The sequence below is a fragment of the Leifsonia sp. SIMBA_070 genome, from assembly GCF_046534635.1.
Classification (GTDB): Bacteria; Actinomycetota; Actinomycetes; order Actinomycetales; family Microbacteriaceae; genus Leifsonia.
This window is the reverse complement of record NZ_JAWRYK010000002.1, coordinates 330,138-347,315: the sequence shown is the minus strand read 5'-3', so window position 1 is coordinate 347,315 and position 17,178 is coordinate 330,138. Positions and strand designations below refer to the sequence as shown.

24 protein-coding genes are annotated in these 17,178 nt (G+C 71.7%); 15 read left to right on the top strand and 9 right to left on the bottom strand.

Features of this window, described 5'->3' with window-relative positions:
• The gene (locus tag SB754_RS17480; protein WP_410783680.1) at positions 1-453 is read left to right on the top strand and encodes a MarR family winged helix-turn-helix transcriptional regulator; all 453 of its coding nucleotides are present in this window, start codon (positions 1-3) and stop codon (positions 451-453) included.
• A 21-nt stretch (positions 454-474) separates the two neighbouring features.
• Here the strand turns inward: SB754_RS17480 and SB754_RS17475 are convergent, their stop codons facing one another.
• Positions 475-978: a hypothetical protein gene (locus SB754_RS17475; protein ID WP_410783679.1), complete on the bottom strand. Its 504-nt coding sequence runs from the start codon at positions 976-978 to the stop codon at positions 475-477.
• Positions 979-1,024: 46 nt separating this feature from the next.
• On the opposite strand from SB754_RS17475, the gene SB754_RS17470 reads away from it, so the two are divergent.
• Positions 1,025-1,387 carry a nuclear transport factor 2 family protein gene (locus tag SB754_RS17470; RefSeq protein ID WP_410783678.1) on the top strand — a complete coding sequence of 121 codons (363 nt, stop codon included), beginning with the start codon at positions 1,025-1,027 and terminating at the stop codon, positions 1,385-1,387.
• Between the two features lie 12 nt (positions 1,388-1,399).
• Here SB754_RS17470 and crcB read toward each other — a convergent pair whose 3' ends face one another.
• The 3 genes from crcB to SB754_RS17455 are packed head-to-tail and all read right to left on the bottom strand — an operon-like array spanning position 1,400 to position 2,744.
• Complete coding sequence (crcB, locus tag SB754_RS17465; RefSeq protein WP_410783677.1) at positions 1,400-1,777, bottom strand: fluoride efflux transporter CrcB; 378 nt, start codon at positions 1,775-1,777, stop codon at positions 1,400-1,402.
• Positions 1,774-2,220: a fluoride efflux transporter FluC gene (locus SB754_RS17460; protein WP_410783676.1), complete on the bottom strand. Its 447-nt coding sequence runs from the start codon at positions 2,218-2,220 to the stop codon at positions 1,774-1,776. The genes crcB and SB754_RS17460 overlap by 4 nt, the downstream gene beginning before the upstream one ends.
• Entirely contained in the window at positions 2,220-2,744 is a 525-nt protein-coding gene (locus tag SB754_RS17455; protein ID WP_410783675.1) for a universal stress protein, read from the bottom strand. The genes SB754_RS17460 and SB754_RS17455 overlap by 1 nt, the downstream gene beginning before the upstream one ends.
• 85 nt (positions 2,745-2,829) lie before the next feature.
• On the opposite strand from SB754_RS17455, the gene SB754_RS17450 reads away from it, so the two are divergent.
• Genes SB754_RS17450 through SB754_RS17435 form a run of 4 tightly spaced genes read left to right on the top strand, consistent with a single transcriptional unit; the run spans position 2,830 to position 5,267 of the window.
• The gene (locus SB754_RS17450; protein WP_410783674.1) at positions 2,830-3,258 is read left to right on the top strand and encodes a phage holin family protein; all 429 of its coding nucleotides are present in this window, start codon (positions 2,830-2,832) and stop codon (positions 3,256-3,258) included.
• Positions 3,255-3,533, top strand: a complete 279-nt coding sequence (locus SB754_RS17445) for a hypothetical protein (protein ID WP_410783673.1) — start codon at positions 3,255-3,257, stop codon at positions 3,531-3,533. The genes SB754_RS17450 and SB754_RS17445 overlap by 4 nt, the downstream gene beginning before the upstream one ends.
• Positions 3,523-4,581, top strand: a complete 1,059-nt coding sequence (locus SB754_RS17440) for a YihY/virulence factor BrkB family protein (RefSeq protein WP_410783672.1) — start codon at positions 3,523-3,525, stop codon at positions 4,579-4,581. The genes SB754_RS17445 and SB754_RS17440 overlap by 11 nt, the downstream gene beginning before the upstream one ends.
• Before the next feature lie 29 nt (positions 4,582-4,610).
• Positions 4,611-5,267 carry an NUDIX domain-containing protein gene (locus SB754_RS17435; protein ID WP_410783671.1) on the top strand — a complete coding sequence of 219 codons (657 nt, stop codon included), beginning with the start codon at positions 4,611-4,613 and terminating at the stop codon, positions 5,265-5,267.
• Between the two features lie 30 nt (positions 5,268-5,297).
• Here SB754_RS17435 and SB754_RS17430 read toward each other — a convergent pair whose 3' ends face one another.
• From SB754_RS17430 to SB754_RS17420, 3 genes are all read right to left on the bottom strand, one after another.
• Positions 5,298-6,323, bottom strand: coding sequence for a hypothetical protein (locus SB754_RS17430; protein WP_410783670.1), 1,026 nt, complete (start codon positions 6,321-6,323; stop codon positions 5,298-5,300).
• 291 nt (positions 6,324-6,614) lie between these two features.
• Complete coding sequence (locus SB754_RS17425; RefSeq protein WP_410783669.1) at positions 6,615-8,294, bottom strand: hypothetical protein; 1,680 nt, start codon at positions 8,292-8,294, stop codon at positions 6,615-6,617.
• A gap of 4 nt (positions 8,295-8,298) precedes the next feature.
• Complete coding sequence (locus SB754_RS17420) at positions 8,299-8,958, bottom strand: response regulator (RefSeq protein WP_410783668.1); 660 nt, start codon at positions 8,956-8,958, stop codon at positions 8,299-8,301.
• A gap of 132 nt (positions 8,959-9,090) precedes the next feature.
• On the opposite strand from SB754_RS17420, the gene SB754_RS17415 reads away from it, so the two are divergent.
• From SB754_RS17415 to SB754_RS17400, 4 genes are all read left to right on the top strand, one after another.
• Positions 9,091-9,738: a hypothetical protein gene (locus SB754_RS17415; RefSeq protein ID WP_410783667.1), complete on the top strand. Its 648-nt coding sequence runs from the start codon at positions 9,091-9,093 to the stop codon at positions 9,736-9,738.
• A 73-nt stretch (positions 9,739-9,811) separates the two neighbouring features.
• Positions 9,812-10,549, top strand: a complete 738-nt coding sequence (locus tag SB754_RS17410) for a YcnI family protein (protein ID WP_410783666.1) — start codon at positions 9,812-9,814, stop codon at positions 10,547-10,549.
• A complete protein-coding gene (locus SB754_RS17405) occupies positions 10,546-11,256 on the top strand; it encodes a copper resistance CopC family protein (RefSeq protein WP_410783665.1) in 711 nt (236 codons plus the stop codon). Before SB754_RS17410 ends, SB754_RS17405 begins: the two co-directional genes overlap by 4 nt.
• 53 nt (positions 11,257-11,309) lie before the next feature.
• Positions 11,310-11,456: a hypothetical protein gene (locus SB754_RS17400; RefSeq protein WP_410783664.1), complete on the top strand. Its 147-nt coding sequence runs from the start codon at positions 11,310-11,312 to the stop codon at positions 11,454-11,456.
• A gap of 71 nt (positions 11,457-11,527) precedes the next feature.
• Here SB754_RS17400 and SB754_RS17395 read toward each other — a convergent pair whose 3' ends face one another.
• Positions 11,528-11,674, bottom strand: a complete 147-nt coding sequence (locus SB754_RS17395; RefSeq protein ID WP_410783663.1) for a hypothetical protein — start codon at positions 11,672-11,674, stop codon at positions 11,528-11,530.
• Between the two features lie 136 nt (positions 11,675-11,810).
• Between SB754_RS17395 and SB754_RS17390 the strand changes: the two genes are divergently transcribed.
• Both SB754_RS17390 and SB754_RS17385 read left to right on the top strand, forming a co-directional pair.
• Positions 11,811-12,998, top strand: a complete 1,188-nt coding sequence (locus tag SB754_RS17390; protein ID WP_410783662.1) for a MarP family serine protease — start codon at positions 11,811-11,813, stop codon at positions 12,996-12,998.
• Between the two features lie 46 nt (positions 12,999-13,044).
• Positions 13,045-14,064, top strand: coding sequence for an NADPH:quinone reductase (locus SB754_RS17385; RefSeq protein WP_410783661.1), 1,020 nt, complete (start codon positions 13,045-13,047; stop codon positions 14,062-14,064).
• Here the strand turns inward: SB754_RS17385 and SB754_RS17380 are convergent.
• Positions 14,048-15,304, bottom strand: coding sequence for an MFS transporter (locus tag SB754_RS17380; protein WP_410783660.1), 1,257 nt, complete (start codon positions 15,302-15,304; stop codon positions 14,048-14,050). The two genes, SB754_RS17385 and SB754_RS17380, sit on opposite strands and share 17 nt — an antisense overlap.
• A gap of 89 nt (positions 15,305-15,393) precedes the next feature.
• Between SB754_RS17380 and SB754_RS17375 the strand changes: the two genes are divergently transcribed.
• Genes SB754_RS17375 through SB754_RS17365 form a run of 3 tightly spaced genes read left to right on the top strand, consistent with a single transcriptional unit; the run spans position 15,394 to position 17,013 of the window.
• Entirely contained in the window at positions 15,394-15,939 is a 546-nt protein-coding gene (locus SB754_RS17375; RefSeq protein WP_410783659.1) for a TetR/AcrR family transcriptional regulator, read from the top strand.
• 31 nt (positions 15,940-15,970) lie between these two features.
• The gene (locus SB754_RS17370; RefSeq protein ID WP_410783658.1) at positions 15,971-16,711 is read left to right on the top strand and encodes an AzlC family ABC transporter permease; all 741 of its coding nucleotides are present in this window, start codon (positions 15,971-15,973) and stop codon (positions 16,709-16,711) included.
• Positions 16,708-17,013 carry an AzlD domain-containing protein gene (locus tag SB754_RS17365; protein ID WP_410783657.1) on the top strand — a complete coding sequence of 102 codons (306 nt, stop codon included), beginning with the start codon at positions 16,708-16,710 and terminating at the stop codon, positions 17,011-17,013. The genes SB754_RS17370 and SB754_RS17365 overlap by 4 nt, the downstream gene beginning before the upstream one ends.
• Positions 17,014-17,178 lie beyond the last annotated feature (165 nt).

Below are 17,178 nucleotides of genomic sequence, written 5' to 3'. Positions count from 1 at the left end.
ATGGGCATCGCCGATGACGCCGTGGAGGTGCGCGCCCACGGCTGGCGCACCCTGGCCGCGCTGCACGGGTACATCGAGACCGAGCTGGAGCGCGACCTCAGCCGCGGCGTCCAGCTCTCCGTCGTCGAATACACCGTGCTCGACGCCCTCGCCCGGCAGGACGGGTGGCACATGCGGATGCAGCAGCTCGCCCGGGCCAGCGCGCTCAGCCCCAGTGCCACCACCCGGCTGGTCAACCGCTTGGAGGAGCGCGGCCTCCTCACGAGGATCCTGTGCGACGACGATCGCCGCGGCATCTACACGGAGCTGACCGCTCCGGGCCACGAGCTCCTCGACACCGCCCGGCCGCTCCACGACGCAGCATTGGCGCGCGCGCTGGACGGCGCTCGCGAGGTGCCAGAGCTCGCGCCGCTGGTCGACGCGCTCCCCGAGCTCAGCGCGCAGCCCGCCTGAGCCGTCTCACGGAGCGTCGCCCTAGCGAAGCACCTCCACCAGCGCGACCCACGAGAACGCCACCGTCCCGATGATCGCGAGGATGGTCGCCGCCGCAACGAGCACCAGGCCGATCACCGACCCGGGAAGAGCCACGAGCAGGATCCCTGCGACGGCGTAGACGAGTGTCGGAACCGCGAAGAGCGAGACCCGCTCGACCGTGTAGCGGCCGAATCCCGCGCTCGCCGCATCCCTGGCCACCGTCAGCCCCGACCGCACGTCGATCGCTGCGCACAGCGCGGTCCCGATCAGGACCTGCACGCCGAAGCCGACGGGACTCTGCCCGGGGATCAGCGCCGCGCACGACAGCGCGACGCCGAGGATCAGGGCGGCGATGGACGCGCCCGCACGCGCTGCAAGCCCGCGCGACCGGGCGATCGTCGCGATGTTGACGGACAGAGCGACGATCAGGAGGCCGCCGAGCGCGGCACCGGCGCCCGCGACGGCAACGTTGAACTCCGACCACGAGGCGAACGGCTCCTGCATGCGGCCAGCGTAGCGGCGCGTCACCGGCAAGGCGTATAACGGGGGCATGGCGGACGCGATCACCCACTGGATCGAGCTCTACCGACGCGCATGGGAGACCAACGATCCCGACGACATCCGTGCGCTCTTCACCGAGGACGCGAGCTACCGCACCGAGCCGTTCGCGGAGCCGTGGGACGGCCACCTCGAGATCGTCGAGGGGTGGCTGGACGCCCAGGACGACCCGGGAGCGGCGAGCTTCGAGTGGCGGCTGCTGGGCCAGGACGGCCCCGTGCATTTCGTCGAGGGCGTGACCGACTACCGCGACGGTCCTGTCTACAGCAACCTGTGGATCGTCCGCCTCGCCGAGGACGGCCGCGCTGCCGAGTTCACCGAGTGGTGGATGGAGCGGGAGCCCGGGCAGGCCTGACCAGCGCAGGGGTCATGCCAGCTCGCCCAGCCACAGGCCCAGGCCGGCCGCGGCGACGGCGAGGACGAGCATCCCGAGGCCGTTGACCAGGGCGGCACGGTAGCGGCGCTGCTGTGCCAGCCGGACCGTCTCGTAGCTGGCGGTGCTGAACGTCGTGTAGCCGCCGAGGAGGCCCGTGCCGAGCACGGCACGCCACTCCGCCGGCAGACCGTGCGCGAGCGCGAGGCCGGTCACGAGCCCCAGGAGGAACGACCCGGACACGTTGATGATGGTGGTGCCGATCGGGTATCCGACCCGCAACACCGACCGGAGCGCTCCGTCGACGACGAACCGCAGCACAGCGCCCACTCCCCCGGCGACGGCGACGGCGAGGACCAGCAGCGTCGTCATCCGCGCCCCCCGCCGGCCCGGCGGCGCGCGATCCCCGAGGCGACCACGATCCCTGCGACGGAGGCAGCGGCCCCGAGCACGACCGTGCCGAGCGCGTACAGCACGCTCGGACCGACGCTGTGCGCGGCGATCAGTCCGTCGGTGTCCACCGCGAGCGAACTGTAGGTCGTGTACCCGCCCAGGATGCCGGTCCCCGCGAACAGGCGCCAGTCGCGACGGCCGCCCTCGTCCGCGCCCCGAAGGGCGAGCGCATGGAGGAGCCAGCCGAGCACGAACGCACCCGTCACGTTGATGACGAAGGTGATCAGTGGCACCCCCGCCACCGGCAGGACGGAGAGGGTCAGGAGGTAGCGCACGGCCGTTCCCGCCGCGCCGCCCAGGAACACGAGCAGCAACGAGCGCGGCCGCAGGTGCAGAGGCGCTCGGGGACGAACTGCGGCCACTAGACCGGCGGGTCTTCCCACGGGAACGTCTGCGCCCCCGGCATCGGGTTGAGCGGCACGACGATCACCGGACGGTGCTGCCGGTGCGCGAGGTGGACGGCGATCGAGCCGTTGAAGAACTCGCGCACGCTGCCGCGCAGCCCGGCCTCCCGCGTGCCCACGACGATGTAGCGGGCATCCATGTCGTCCGCCAGGCGGGCGAGGCACCAGGCGGGGTCACCGGCCAGCTGCTGCAGCGAATACGGGATGCCGCGGCCGTCGAGCACCGCGCGGATCCGCGCCTCCAGGTCCGGGTCGAAGCGCTTCTCCTCCGTCTCCGGCAGGTCCGGATCGTACGGGAGCGCGACCACCGTGCCGTCCACATAACTGGAGACGACGTAGCGGTCGGGATCCACGTTGGCGCACACCAGGGGCACGTCCAGGTCGTCGGCGAGACGGGCCGCCGCCTCCAGCACAGCGATGGGCTGGCCGGGGACCACGGCCGCGAGGATGCCGCCCCTCCCGGCCCTGTCGATGCCGCTCATGCCCCTAGTGTGCACCATCACGGGTTCACGCGCGCCGAGCGGTGGGGTACGTTCGCCCTACCAGCACCCGAGAGGAGCCCGACCGATGGCAGACAAGCCGCCGCTGCCGCGGGAGCGCCGGCGCACCACCCGCGGACTCCGCCCACTGCCGGAACTCACCAAAGACCTCGTCGCCCAGCTGCGCCGCCTGGTCGCGACCGAGCTCGCCCTGTTCAAGGCCGAGATGACAGCGAAGGCGAAGGCGGCCGGGATCGGCGCCGGCCTCCTCGTCGGCGCGATGCTCTTCCTCTTCTTCGCCCTCGCGGTGCTCATCACGGCCGCCGTGCTGGGCTTCGCACTGATCCTGCCGGCGTGGCTGTCCGCGATCATCGTCGGCGTCATCCTCCTCATCATCGCCGTCGTGGTGGGCCTCATCGGGCTGCGCAGCCTCAACAAGGGCGTACCGCCCGTGCCCGAGGATCTGGGCAGCGAACTGAGCGCCGACGTGCAGGCGCTGAAGGGACAGCAGCCGTGACCTCCGAGACGACCCCCTCGATCAGCCGCCAGGGACAGCGCCCGGCGGGCCGGCCGCCGCTGCCCCCCGGGGCCGGGATCAACCAGATGAAGCTCGACCTCGAGGTGACGCGCGACGAACTCGCGAGCACCCTCGACGACCTGTTCGCCACGTTCAACCTCCGCGTCCAGATCCGGTCGCATCCCGCGCTCTTCGCCGGGGTGTTCCTCGGTCTCGCCGGCGCCGCGGCGGGCATCGCGACCCTGCTCCTGCGGAGACGCGGGCGTGCCGGCTGACCAGGGCGGCGTCGGCAGCGACCGCGCCAAGGCGGTCAGGCGGATCGAGGACCGCCGCAGCGAGCCGTGGTACCGCCTGCCGTGGGGCTTCATCCTCAAGCGCACCATGCGCAGCTTCTCGACCGACCAGTGCACCGACCTGGCCGCTGGGCTGACCTACTTCGCCGTGCTGTCGCTGTTCCCGGCCCTGCTGGCGCTGGTCAGCCTCCTCGGCATCGTCGGCCAGAGCACGGCGGGGATCGACGCGCTGTTCGGGATGGTCGACGAACTGGCGCCGGGGATGACCGACGTCCTGAAAGGCCCGATCGAGAACCTCGCGTCCTCCCCCGCGACCGGATGGGCACTGGCGATCGGCATCGTCGGCGCGGTCTGGTCGGCCTCCGGGTACGTCGGCGCGTTCGGCCGGTCGCTGAATCGCGTGTACGGGGTGCAGGAGGGCCGGACGTTCATCGCCCTCCGGCCGGTGCAGCTCGGCGTGACCCTGCTGGCGCTCGTGCTGCTGTCGCTGCTCGCGCTGCTGCTGGTGATCTCCGGGCCGGTGGCCGAATTCCTGGGCGGACTGATCGGGCTCAGCGACGCCTTCCAGGTGGCCTGGTCCATCATCCGCTGGCCCATCGTGGTCGTCGTCATCATCCTGCTCGTCGCGGTGCTCTACGCGGCTACACCGAACATCAAGCATCCCCGGGTGCGCTGGCTGACCCCCGGGTCCATCGCGGCGATCATCGTGCTCGGCATCGCGTCGGCACTGTTCGCGTTCTACGTCGGCAACTTCGGCAACTACGACAAGACCTACGGCACCCTCGCCGGCATCATCGTGTTCCTGCTGTGGATCTGGATCGCCAACAACGCGCTGCTGTTCGGCGCCGAGCTGGACTCCGAGGTCGAGCGGGCGCGGGAGCTGGTCGCCGGGATCGAGGCGGACGACGTGCTCCGCCTGCCGCTCAAGTCGGACAAGGCGCTGGCCAAGGCGCGCGAGGCGCACGCGGGAGACGTCCTGGCCGCCCGGGAGATCCGCCGGCGCTACCGCGAGCCGCAATCGCCCCGCTGAGCACCGTCGAGGCTGGCTAGGCTCGCCCTATGAGCGACGAGCGACCCGGCCACGACCGCCCCGACAGCCGTGGCCGCACCGGCCTCCATGAGACCGGGCGCGACCTCAGCGGCAATCCGGACGTCCGCATCCGGGAGGTCGAAGTCACCTCAGACGGCTGGCACGTGCTGCGCCGCACCACCTACGACTACCGCGGCCGGCACGGCGAGTGGACGACGCAGGCGCGCGAGACGTACGACCGCGGAAACGGCGCGACGGTGCTGCTGTACGACCCGGTCGGCCGGACCCTGCTGCTCTCCCGCCAATTCCGTTTTCCGGCATACGTGAACGGCCACCCGGACGGAATGCTCATCGAGTCGGCCGCGGGCCTCCTCGACGGCGACAGCCCGGAGGAGGCGATCCGCCGCGAGGCCGCTGAGGAGCTCGGCGTGCGCATCGGCGAGCTGACGCACCTGTTCGACCTGTACATGAGCCCCGGTTCGGTGACCGAACGGGTCCACTTCTATGCGGCGCGGTACACGCCGGCTGAGATCGCGGGCGGCGGCGGGGTCGAGGAGGAGGGCGAGGAGATCGAAGCTGTGGTCGTCCCCTACGAAGAAGCCCTCGGGATGGTGTCCGACGGCCGCATCGCCGACGGCAAGACGGTCATCCTTCTGCAGTGGGCCGCGCTCAACCTCTACGGCTGAGAGGGTCGGCTCGGTGGCATCTCCGGCGGATCAGCCGTAGCGGAGGGTGGCGCCGTCCGACTTCAGGAAGTCGATGTGCAGGTGGTTGCACGTGTCGTCGAACGGCTTGAAGTTCGTCAGGTCCATCGACGAACGGCACTCGATCTGCCCCAGCCCGGTACCGTCAGGGACCAGCGGGTCGAGGATGCGGATGAGCTGCATCGACTTGGCGTCGCCACCGGTGAGGGGCGAGCCGTTGAGCAGGTAGAAGTCGACCGCGTGGCCGCCGCCGTCGGCGTAATGGGCGGAGTCGGTGCCCGCGCCCTCGATCTGCCCGGTGCAGCGCCGGTTGATGTCGCTGACGCCGACCTGGTTGAAGTTGTCGAGCGCGACCGAGATGGCCTGCAGCACCCGGTAGTCGACACCGCAGCCGGCGACCGCGTGGCCCTCGGCGAGATCGGCGATCTCGGGGATGTGGTTCGGCGTCGAGCCGACGAGCCGGCCCGAGGCGACGGCGCCCATGATCTGCACGGCGAGCGCCTGCACGGTCGGGGAGACCGTCGAGTTCGTGGTCGAGTCGAGCGCCTGCGGGCTCTCCTGGATGTCGAGGCCGTCGCGGGCGACGACCTGCGTAACACCGCCGCCCCCGGTCAGGGTCTGCACCGCGAGCGCGGTGCGGGCGGCGCCGACGGTCGACCCTTCTCCGGTCGTCGCGTAGGCGGGCAGCGCTGCGGTGCCGAAGAAGGCGGCGAGCGCCAGCATGACGACGGCGTGGACGCCCCAGCGCCGGCGCTCCGGGCGTACCGACCGGGCCTGCGTCGTCCGCGGCGCCGTAGCGGTACGGACCGGGCGCTCCGCCTTCGGCGGTCGCTCGGCGCGGGCCGGCTTGACGACGACGCGCTCGCGTTTGCGGGGGCGGCTGCGCTCGGCCTCCAGCCGCTCACGGCGACTGGTGAACGGCTGCGCGGCCGTCAGCTCATCGGGCGTCGTGAACGCCGTCACCGGGTCATCGGAGAGCTCGGGCTGCTGGTCCACATCCACCACGACGGGTGCCCGGAGGGTGCGGCGAGGCCGCACGGAGGGAGTGGACTGGGGCACGCTGCTGAGTACTTCCTGGGACGAGTCGGTCGGGCGACGCACCGGCTGGCGCGAATCGGGTACCCGTCTTTTCTATCGGATTTCGGCTGGATGTTCCATCAATGCAGACGAATAGATCCCGGCAGGGGCGCATCCCGCGCGTTCGGGTCACGCAGGCGCCCCCGTCCGGGACCGCGGGCGGCTCGCACTGCCGTCCCCCGGAATCTAGGCCTCAGCAGGCCATTGGCAGCACGGCGGTACGGCTGATACGACGGTTCTCCCAGCGGGCGGTCAGGGGATGGCGACGGCGAGTTCGACACGCCCGGCGACCTCGCGCAGACCGACCGTTCCGCGCTCGGCGAGCTGCCGGAGCCCGATGCCGGCGCTGGCCGCGCCGAGCGTCCCTCCCGACTCGATCACGACCTCGATGCCGTCCGCTCCGGCTGGCCGGAGGGCGACGCCGACCACGGAACCGTCGCCGTGGCGCACGGCGTTCGCCAGACCCTCGGAGGCGGCATCCACCACGGCGGAGGCCCGGGCGGGGTCGGCGAGGCGCTCCCATACCGAGTCGTCCACGTGAGCGCGCAGGTCGATCGCCGACGACCAGCTCTCGAGCAGCGCGCGAACCTCCTCCGGGCCGGCCTCCTGCTCGTCCTGCCCTCGGCCGAGCGCCTCGCGCGCCCGGCCGACGATCTCGGCGACACGGCGGGCAGCCGCCTCCCGATCGGCTTTCGGCGCGGAGGCCAGCATCAGCGCCCCCGCGATGAGCTCCGACTGCACCCCGGCGTGCAGGACCCGGGCGAGCGAGGCGCGCTCCCTCTCGACGTGCGCGCGGACGCGTGCGGCAGCGGCGACGTTCGCCTGCAGCGCAGACTCCAAGCGCTCCTGGTCCTGCTGCACCCGCGTCGTCAGCGACGCGACGAAGGCGACCGCCATCGCGATCACAGGGAAGGTGACCGCCTCGAACCAGGCGGGTGACGGGTCGGCGCCCGCGAGGGTCAGCTGGATGGCGCCCACCGACGCGAGGAGCACCCCGACGAGGATGTACAGCGCCAGCAGGGCCGTCAGTCGGCGGGCGGCGCGGTCCGGGAGCGGTACGGCGGACACTGCGACGCCGGCGATGAGCAGCACGACCAGCCCGGTGAGCACAGGGAGCAGCGCAGGCGGCCCGGACAGCAGGAGGGCGAAAGGCACGACCAGCACCGTGAACAGCACCGCCGTGGAGACGACCGGCGCCGCCCGCATCGCCCCGATGACGGAGGCTCCCCACTCGCCGGAGGAGAGCGCCTCCGGCTCCGGGGCGCCGGCCCCCGCATCGTCGTCGTAGACGCGGTGACTGGCCGGGCGGACCACATCCTCCGCGAGTGCTCGCAGGAGCCGTGCGGCTTCGGCCGGTTCCGGCGGTTCCACGGCGGCGGCCGACGCCGCCTCCTCCAGGGCCGCCATCACCTCGTCGACCGCCCGGCCGCGCAAGCGGGCGAGCCGCTCGGTCGCGCACTCGATGTCCCGCTCCGACGCCCGCTGCGCGGTGCGCAGACGCCGGAACACGCCCCGATGCTCGTGGATCAGGTCGACCGCCACCGCGATCAGCGAGAACACGGAAACCACGACCACCACGTTGATGGCGATGCGCCCCACGAGGTCGCCCGCCGCCACCGGGATGCCGAGGAGGCCGCCCGCCTCGAGGAAGAGCAGCGGGCGCGCCGCCCCGATCGCGGCGAAGATCGCGAACACGGCGAATGGACGCGCACTCCGGCGCACCACCCGCAGCATGGCGGCTCCGAGCATCAGGAGGCCGCCGAGGATGAGGTGCTGCAGACCGGCGACAGCTGCGACCGCGCCAGGCCCTCCTGTCACGTACTGGAGTCCCGACATCACGGTCAGAGCGAACGGCAGGGTGGCGAGCCAGGTCCACCAGGTGATCGCGAACGGGCCGCACGCCCGCGCGACCGACTGGCGGAGCGGCGTCACCGGTTCAGATCCCGGACTCGGGGTCGCCGAAGGTCGACGTGTAGAGGGTCGCAGCGGCGACGCGCGGGGTCGTGCGCTCGCCGCCCGCGAGGCCCAGTGCCTGGAACACCCGCTCGACGCTCTTCTCCACCGCCCGCACCGTCACGTCCCTCCGCCGGGCGATCTCGGCGTTTGAGAGCCCGGCCGCCAGCAGCCGCGTGGTCTCGAGCTGCCCGGCGGTGAGACGCAGCAGCCGCGACCGGGCGTCGGTTCCGGTCCGCTCCTGCACGACAGGCCGGTCGGCGAGCACTGCCTCGGCGGCATCCACCAGGTCCTCGACCGACTCGACCGCCGCCTTGTTCACGAAGGAGGCGCCCTCCACCGTGCTGCGCGCCTGAGTGGCTGCGGCGTCGCGGGACAGGTTGCTGAGGAACAGCACGGCGAGATACGGCGCCCGCCGACGCAGGATGGTGGCGAGCTCGACCCCGTTCGGCCGGCTGCCGAGGTCGATGTCGGTGACGAGGAGGTCGGGGTCTGCGGTCTCGGCGAGCTCCAACGCGTCCACCGCCGATGCCGCCGCCGCCGCGTCGAAGCCGCGCTGACCGAACGCGTCGACCACGAGCGATCGCATGAGGGCGTGGTCCTCCACGACCAGCACCCTCCGCCGCCACGTGTCCACCGCCACCCCCGAAGGATAACCCGGTGCGGCCGCTGCTCAGGGCGGGTCGCCCACCCCCGTTGTGGGCCGCTTTCCGGTGCCTGCAGCCATCCGTTCCGTAGACTGGCTGCGAACACCCGACGACCGGAGGGACTGCAGATGGCATCGAGGTGGGCACGCGTCGCACGCGGCATGCTCGCCTCCGGCGTCGCCATCTTCGTCGCCGCGCTGTTCCACGTGGCGGGCGGGGGTGAAGCGCCAGGGCTCGTTTCCGTCGCGCTCAGCCTGGCCTTCGCCACTCTGGCCTCCATCGCACTGACGGGCCGGCGGCTGTCGCTCTGGAGGCTCGCCGCCGCCGTCGGGCTGAGCCAGTTCCTCTTCCACGCTCTGTTCTCGCTCGGCGTCGGGAGCGCGCACTTCAGCTCGCCGGATGGGATGGCACACCTGCACGCCGGGTCGCATCTGACTATGACGACCGAGGCGATGTCGACGTCGGCCATGACGACCGGCGCCATGCACGCGGCGCACGCTTCCGACCTCAGCCCCTCCATGTGGCTGACGCACGCCACTGCCGTCCTCGTCACCGTCGTCGCGCTTCGCTTCGGCGAGCGCGCGTTCTGGGACCTGTTCGAGACGGCGCGGGTGCGCATCGCGCGCACGGCGGAGCGGCTCGTCGTCGTTCCGGTGCCGGTCCGGCCCTCGGCTGTGCCCACCGCGACCGCCGAGCCGGCGCGACTGCGCGACCTCGGCCTCCCTCTCGCACGTCTGCGTCATCGCGGGCCGCCGGCTGCCGCCTGCGCGTTCTGACGCCGACCGGGAGTCCGGGGTCGGCGCTGAGACGCGCGCACGCGCTCACCGACGATCCGATCAAGAGGACCCCATGAAGAAGACCACGTTCGCCGCGTCCATCGCGGCCGCATCCACCGCCCTGCTCCTGCTGGGCGCACCACTCGCCGCCGACGCCCACGTCCGCGTCGACCCCGACGAGGCGGCACCCGGCAGCTACGCCACCCTCACCTTCAAGGTGCCCACCGAATCCGCGACGGCAGGGACGGTCAAGCTGGTCGTGGACCTGCCGACGACGACGCCGTTCACCTCGGTCAGCTACCTCCCGCTGGCGGGCTGGACGACCACGGTGGACACAGAGAAGCTCGTCAAGCCGGTGAAGACCGACGACGGGACCATCACCGAGGCGCCGATCCGCGTCACCTGGACCGCGGACAGCGGCGTCCAGATCGCCCCCGGACAGTTCCAGGAGTTCACCGTGTCGGCCGGCGCCGTCCCCGACACGGGGTCGGTCGCGCTCCCGGCGCACCAGTACTACTCGGACGGCACGGTCGTGGACTGGAACCAGCCGACCCCGGCCTCCGGCGCCGAGCCGGAGCATCCGGCTCCCACCCTCTACGTGAAGGACAGTGCGCCCTCCGAGGGCGGTGCGACGAACCTCGTCGCCACCGCGACGCCCGCGCCGAGCGCAGCGTCGGCGGGCACGACGGCGACGGTCGTCTCGATCGCGCTGGGCATCGGGGGCCTCGCCCTGGGAGCCATAGCGCTGGTCATCGCGGTCTTCGCGCTGACCCGGGTGGCTCGTCGGGCCGAGCGTAAGGTGCAGGGATGAGGAACAGGCTGCTCGCTGCGACCGCTGGGCTCGCGGCCGCCGTCGCGCTCGCCCTCGCTCCGGTCGCTGCGGCGGAGGCGCACGACTACCTCGTCGGGAGCGACCCCACGGCCGACTCCACGGTGACCTCCGCCCTCGACACCGTGACACTCACCTTCAACGATCGCGTGCTCGATCTTTCCGGGAAAGGGTCGACCAACCTCCTCACCGTGACGGGGCCCGGTTCGGGGACCCGCCACTTCGAGACGGGATGCGCGACCGTGGCCGACACCAAGCTGAGCGCGCCCGTCGCGCTCGGCGGAGCGGGGAAGTATACGGTCACGTATCAGATCGTCTCCGCGGACGGTCACACGGTGTCGTCGTCGTACGGCTTCAGTTATCAACCGCCTGCGGGCGCGACAGCCGCCGCAGGGGCCGACGCCACGCCCTGCGGGACGGGTGGCTCGGGCGGTTCGGGCGGTTCCGGGAGCGACGCATCGCCGGGCCCGACCGGCTCGGGGGCCGGCGCGACCCCGGCGGCGACGGCCGCCGCCTCCACGCCGCAGCCCACCGCCGCGTCCAGCGGCACCGACCTGGGGCTGGTGATCGGCATCGGGATCGCGATCGTGGTGCTCGCGGTCATCGGCGTGGTGATCGTGCTCGTGACGGCGCGGAGGAAGCCGGCAGCAGCCGACGACCCGGCCGACGACCCGTCCCGCCGGGACTGATCGGAGGCGGGGAGGGGCTTTCGGCGCCCGGGTCGCAGGCGTAGCGTTCGCGCATGGCCAGAGAGACCAGCGAACAAGCGACCGCCGACGAGTTCCCGGACGTGATGCCCGAGGATCAGATGGATCCGGACATCGTCCCCTCCCCGCAACCGGTCCCCGATTCCGTCGACGACGGCGACGAGGAGGACGGCCGCCTCTAGGCGCGTTCTTCTTCGACCGGTTCTTCTTCGACCGGTGACTAGGTGCGCCTATTCTCAACGAATTGCGGCATCTACTCACCACTCGACGACTGGTCCCCCGGCTCGGAGATCTGCCCGTCCTCGGGGTCGTGCGCGGTCAGATCGGCGCTCGTGTACTGCCGCTCGCCCGGTTCGAGGTCCTCGCGCTCGTCATCGCCATTGGCCCGCGGGTCCGACATGGTTGCTCCTTCGTCGTGGATGCTGTGCAGCCTCGGACGATAGCCCCGACCTCCGCAGAGCGATAGGGGCGGACGGCCAGGCGACACCCACCCCGGGTTGAGCAGTCGTCCAGTCTGGTGGGGCAGGGTAAGCCCCGTGGAGATCGTGGTGGACGTCGTGCTCATCGTGCTCGGCGTCCTCGCGATCGCGGCCGGCTGGAGCAAGGGCGCCATCCGTGCCGCCGGCACTCTCGTCGGGCTCGGCCTCGGCCTCTGGCTGGGGCTCACTCTCGCGCCCGTCGTCGTCTCCTGGTTCGCGTCCGCCGGTTTCGGGGGCGTCACCCAGCGATCGGTCGTGGCCGCCGTCGTCATCCTGGTCTCGGCGGGAGTGATCTACGCCATCGCCGGAGCCCTGGCGAGCATCATCGGCAAGGTCCTGCGTCACGGACCGATCCGCTGGCTCGACTCCCTCGTCGGCGCCGTGCTCGGTCTGCTGACCTGGGCCCTGGTGGTCTGGCTGCTCGCCGGGTTCGCTCTGGCCACCAGCCTGGCCACCGTCGTGCAGGCCGCGAACTCCTCCACCGTGGTCGCCACGCTCAACCGGATGGCGCCGCTGCCCTCCTCGACCGTGCTCGGCGCGGTCGACGACGCGCTCGCCGGCGCCGGTCTCCCCAAGGTCTTCGAAGACGGCGAGGCGATCCGCCCCGTGCCGGAACCCGACGCTTCCGTGCCGTCGGCCGTTTCCGACGCGCAGCAGTCCGTGGTCACCGTCCTGGCGTCCAAGCCGGCCTGCGGCGTCGACTCCGAGGGCAGCGGCTGGGTGGTGCAGCGCGGCCGCGTCGTGACGAACGCGCACGTCGTCGCCGGCGCCTCCTCTGTGGTGGTCCGGGAGTCCGGGAGCACCGGTGTGGAGCGTGCGACCCTCGTCGCCTTCGACCCCTCCCGCGACCTCGCGGTGCTCGATGTGACCGACCTGGGCGCCCCCGCGCTCGACATCGGCCCCGACCTCACAGCGGGCGCGCCCGCCTACGCCGCAGGGTACCCGGGCGACGGACCGTTCACGATCTCACCGCAGCGGGTGCGCGACCGCGTCACCGCGCGCGGCACGGACATCTATCAGAGCGGCAGCGTCGACCGCGACATCTACTCCCTCCGCGGCTCGGTGCGCCCGGGCAACTCGGGAGGGCCGCTGCTCGACGCGAACGGCGACGTGGCCGGGGTCGTCTTCGCCCGCAGCGCCACGGACCCTGACACCGGATACGCCCTCACCCTGACCGAACTGCGGCCGGTCCTGTCGTCGGTCGGCTCCGCTCCGATCAGCTCGGGAGCCTGCTCAGCGGGGTGACCCGTGCGGCCTCGCACCGCGGACGTGGTCATGGTTTGCTGGTGCCATGAAGGCTGTGACCTATACCGCCACCGGCGACTCGGACGTCCTGACCCTCGGCGAGCGCGACGAGCCGCACGCCGGCCCCGGAGAGGTGCGCGTGCGCATCCAGGTGTCGGGCGTGAACCCGACCGACTGGAAGGCACGTAAGGGCAGCGGAGCGACCCGGCTGCCCCGCCCGCAAGTGCCGAACCAGGACGGCGCCGGGGTCGTGGACGAGGTCGGCGACGGCGTTACCGGTTTCTCGGTGGGAGACCGTGTATGGGTGTGGGATGCGGCCTACCAGCGGCCCGATGGCACGGCCCAGGAGCTCACGGTCGTGCCTGCACGCCAGGCCGTGCCACTCCCCGACGACGTGAGCTTCGACGAGGGCGCTTCGTTCGGCATCCCGGCGCTGACCGCCTGCCGCGCGCTGACGGCGTACGAGCACGCCCCGGCGCAGCTGGCCCCCGGCTCGCTCGAAGGCCGCACCGTGCTCGTCGCCGGCGGGGCGGGCGCTGTCGGCCACGCGGCCATCCAGCTGGCGGTGTGGGCGGGCGCGACGGTCATCGCGACCGTCAGCAGCCATGAGAAGGCCGAGCTCGCGCGGGCCGCGGGCGCCCACCACGTCGTTGACTACACCGACCCGGACACGGCCCAGGCGATCGGCGCTCTGGCCCCGCGCGGAGTGGACATCGTCGTCGAGGTGAACGTGAGCGCCAATGCCGAGCTCGACGTGAAGGTGGCCGGCGCGAACGCGACGATCGCCAGCTACGCCGACGCGCCGGGCTCCGACTCCGTGACCATCCCGGTGCGCCCCAGCATGTCCAAGAACCTGCGCTGGCAATTCATCCTCACCTACACGGTGGCTCCCGAGACGAAGGACGCTGCGGTGCGGGCGGTCGCCGCGGCTGCGGCCGGCGGAGCGCTGCGCGTGGGCGCCGAGCACGGCCTCCCGATCACCCGCTTCCCGCTCGAGCAGACGGCCGCCGCCCACGACGCCGTCGAGAACGGCGTCGTGGGCAAGGTCCTCATCGACGTGGCTTGAGCGCCTGCACGACGAGGGCGACGATCGCGGCCGCGGCGATGGCGACCGAGTAGCCGAGCGCCGTGGGCAGCAGCCCGACGAGGCTGATCAGCTCTCCGGCGACCAGTGCGGGCAGGCCGTAGGCGAGGTAGCTCACCAGGAAGATTCCAGCGAACAGCTCGGCACGCTGGTCGTTGGGCGCCAGCGGCGCCAGGATGCGGAGCATCCCGGAGAACCCGGCACCGAAGCCGCCGCCCGCCACCGTGGCGCCCACGAACAGCAGCGGGAGGATGGCACCGCCGATTCCGACTCCGGCGACGACGACGCCCACCAGGATGGCCGCCATCGACCAGACCACCGTCCGGCGCGCAGGAGCACGGGTGAGCAGCAGACCGGCCGTTGCGCCCACCGCGGGCGGGAGGGCGACGATCGCGCCGTTGAGCAGCCCGCTGTCGAGGTGGAAGACTCCGTGGAGGATGGACGGCGACAGGCCGATGAACAAGCCGGCGAGCATCCAGGTGGCGAGGAAGAGCGGGATCGCGCCCAGGAACTCCTTCCGGGCCGCCGCCGGGATGAGCAGGCGCGGGATGAGGGACCGCACGGCGCCCGGCCGGCGCTCGACGGTCTCGGGTGAGGCGATGATGACCAGGATGCCCGCGGCGAACAGCAGCGCGAGCACGACGAACACCAGCGTGGTCGGCTGCGGGACGAACTGCACCGCGAGACCGGTCAGGAAGGCGCCGATCGCGATCCCGCCGACGGGTGCGGTGCTGCCGATGGTCGCGCCGAGCTTTTTGCGCGATTCGGGTGCCAGCTCCACGAGCGCAGCCGTGAAGGTGCTCATCGCTGCGCCCGTCGCCACGCCCTGCACGGAGCGCGCGCCGATGATCCACCCGATGTCAGGCGCGAACAGGAAGACGAGCATCGCCACCACCTGCAGGGCGAGCGCGCCGATCAGCACCGGCCGGCGGCCGATGTGGTCGGAGAGCGAACCCGCGATCAGGAGGGTGATCAGCAGCGTCACCGCGTAGATCGCGAACGCGACCGTGAGCAGCCAGGGCTGGAAGCCCCACTCCTGCTGATACAGCACGAATAAGGGGCTCGGGGCGCCGACCGCGAGGGCGACGGCCACGAAGGCGAGGGCGGCGCCGGTGAACGCCGCCGCCGGACGAAGGCGCAAGCGGGAGGCTCGGCGGACCCGGACAGCGGGCCGCAGAGCGAGCACTGCTCCGGTGGGACTGGGCTCCTGGGCTGTGGTCATGTCTGCTCCTTAAAGCAAAAGCGTTTGCTTTTGGCGACTATACGACCCAGCCGCACCAAAAGCAACAAGATTTGCTTTAAGCTATTCCCATGGACACCACCACGACACCGTCGAAGCGGACGGGCGGACGCAGCGCAGCGGTCATCCACAACGTGCGGACCGCGGTGGAGGAGCTTGTCGAAGAGAAGGGCCAGGACCGGGTCACGGTGCCGATGATCGCGGAGCGGGCGGGCGTCAATCCCACCAGCATCTACCGCCGCTGGGGCGACCTCCCGACCCTCATCAACGACATCGCCACGTACCAGCTCAGCCCCGAACGCCCGCTCCCGGACCGCGGCGACCTGCGCAGCGATCTCACCGCCTGGGCGGCCGAACTCGTCGAGCACTACAGCAACCCCGTGAATGCGGCGCTGCTCCGCGGGGGCGCATCGGCGGCCGGCGAGCGGCAGTCGAACTGCCTCCGCAACCGGCGGATCGAGGCGAACGTGTTGCTCGAGCGTGACCCCGACACGGGCATCACCGCTGACGACATCCTCGACATCGTCGTCGCGCCGATCGTCTACCGGGTCATCTTCGTCCCCTGGACGCTGGAGAGCGGTACCGCCGAACGCTTGGTCGACCGCCTGTTCCGGTAAGCCTCCCGGCAGGCGGTAGTCTCGGGAGGCGATGCGCCAGGAACGGACCAGCGAGGAACGCGCCGCGGCCCGCTCCGGCTGGGCCGTCGGCATCGCGACGGCACTGTACGGGATCTCGTTCGGCGCCCTGGCCACGGCCTCCGGTCTCGACGTCTGGCAGGCCTGCGTGCTCAGCCTCGTCATGTTCAGCGGCGGCTCGCAGTTCGCCCTCATCGGCGTGCTCGCCTCGGGAGGCGTGGCGGCCGGGGGCACGGCGATCGCCGGCGCCGCGCTCCTCGGCGTGCGCAACTCCTTCTACGCGCTCCGGCTGTCGCGGATCATCGGCCCCGGCTTCTGGCGCCGCTCCGCCGCCACCCAGCTGACGATCGACGAGTCGACCGCCGTCGCCACGGCCCAGACGGAGCCGCGGGCCCAGCGCATCGGCTTCTGGGTGACCGGGCTGGTGGTCTACATCGGCTGGAACATCATGACCCTCGCCGGGGCCCTGCTCGGGAACCTGATCGGCGACGTCAAAGCGTACGGACTGGACGCGGCGGCAGCCGCCGCCTTCCTCGGCCTTCTGTGGCCCCGGTTGAAAGCCCGCCAGACGCAGGCGGTGGCCGTCGCGGGCGGTTTCGTCGCGACGCTGCTGACTCCGTTCCTCATGCCCGGCCTGCCTGTACTCGCGGCAGCGGTGGTCGCCATCGTGCTCGGCGTGTTCAACGTGTTCGGCCGTCGGGACGATCCGCCGCATCCCGAGGCCATCCCGATGGAGCGGGAGGTGGAGCCGTGACCACCTGGCACGTCATCCTGCTCGCATCGATCGCCGTCCTGGCGCTGAAAGCGGTCGGCTGGCTGGTGCCGCCCAAGACACTGGACCATCCCACCGTCGCGCGGGTGAGCGACCTGCTGACGGCCGCCCTGCTCGCTGCGCTGATCTGCGTCCAGACGCTCGGCGCAGGCCAGTCCCTCCAGCTCGACGCCCGCCTGCCGGCCGTCGCCATCGCAGCCGGCCTCTACGCCCTCCGCGTGCCGTTCATCGTCGTCGTCCCCGCCGCCGCGGTCGTGGCTGCACTCATCCGCCTGCTGACCTGAGCGTGGGGACCGAGCATCGATCGACTGGTGAGAAGATGCGCCAATTCATGCCGAGTGGCGACATCTTCTCTCCATTCGATGGATGGCCTCAGAGCTCAGTCGTAACCGAGGATGACGACGCCGTCGTCGATGCGGGTGCCCGCGATGAGGCCAGGCGCAATCCAC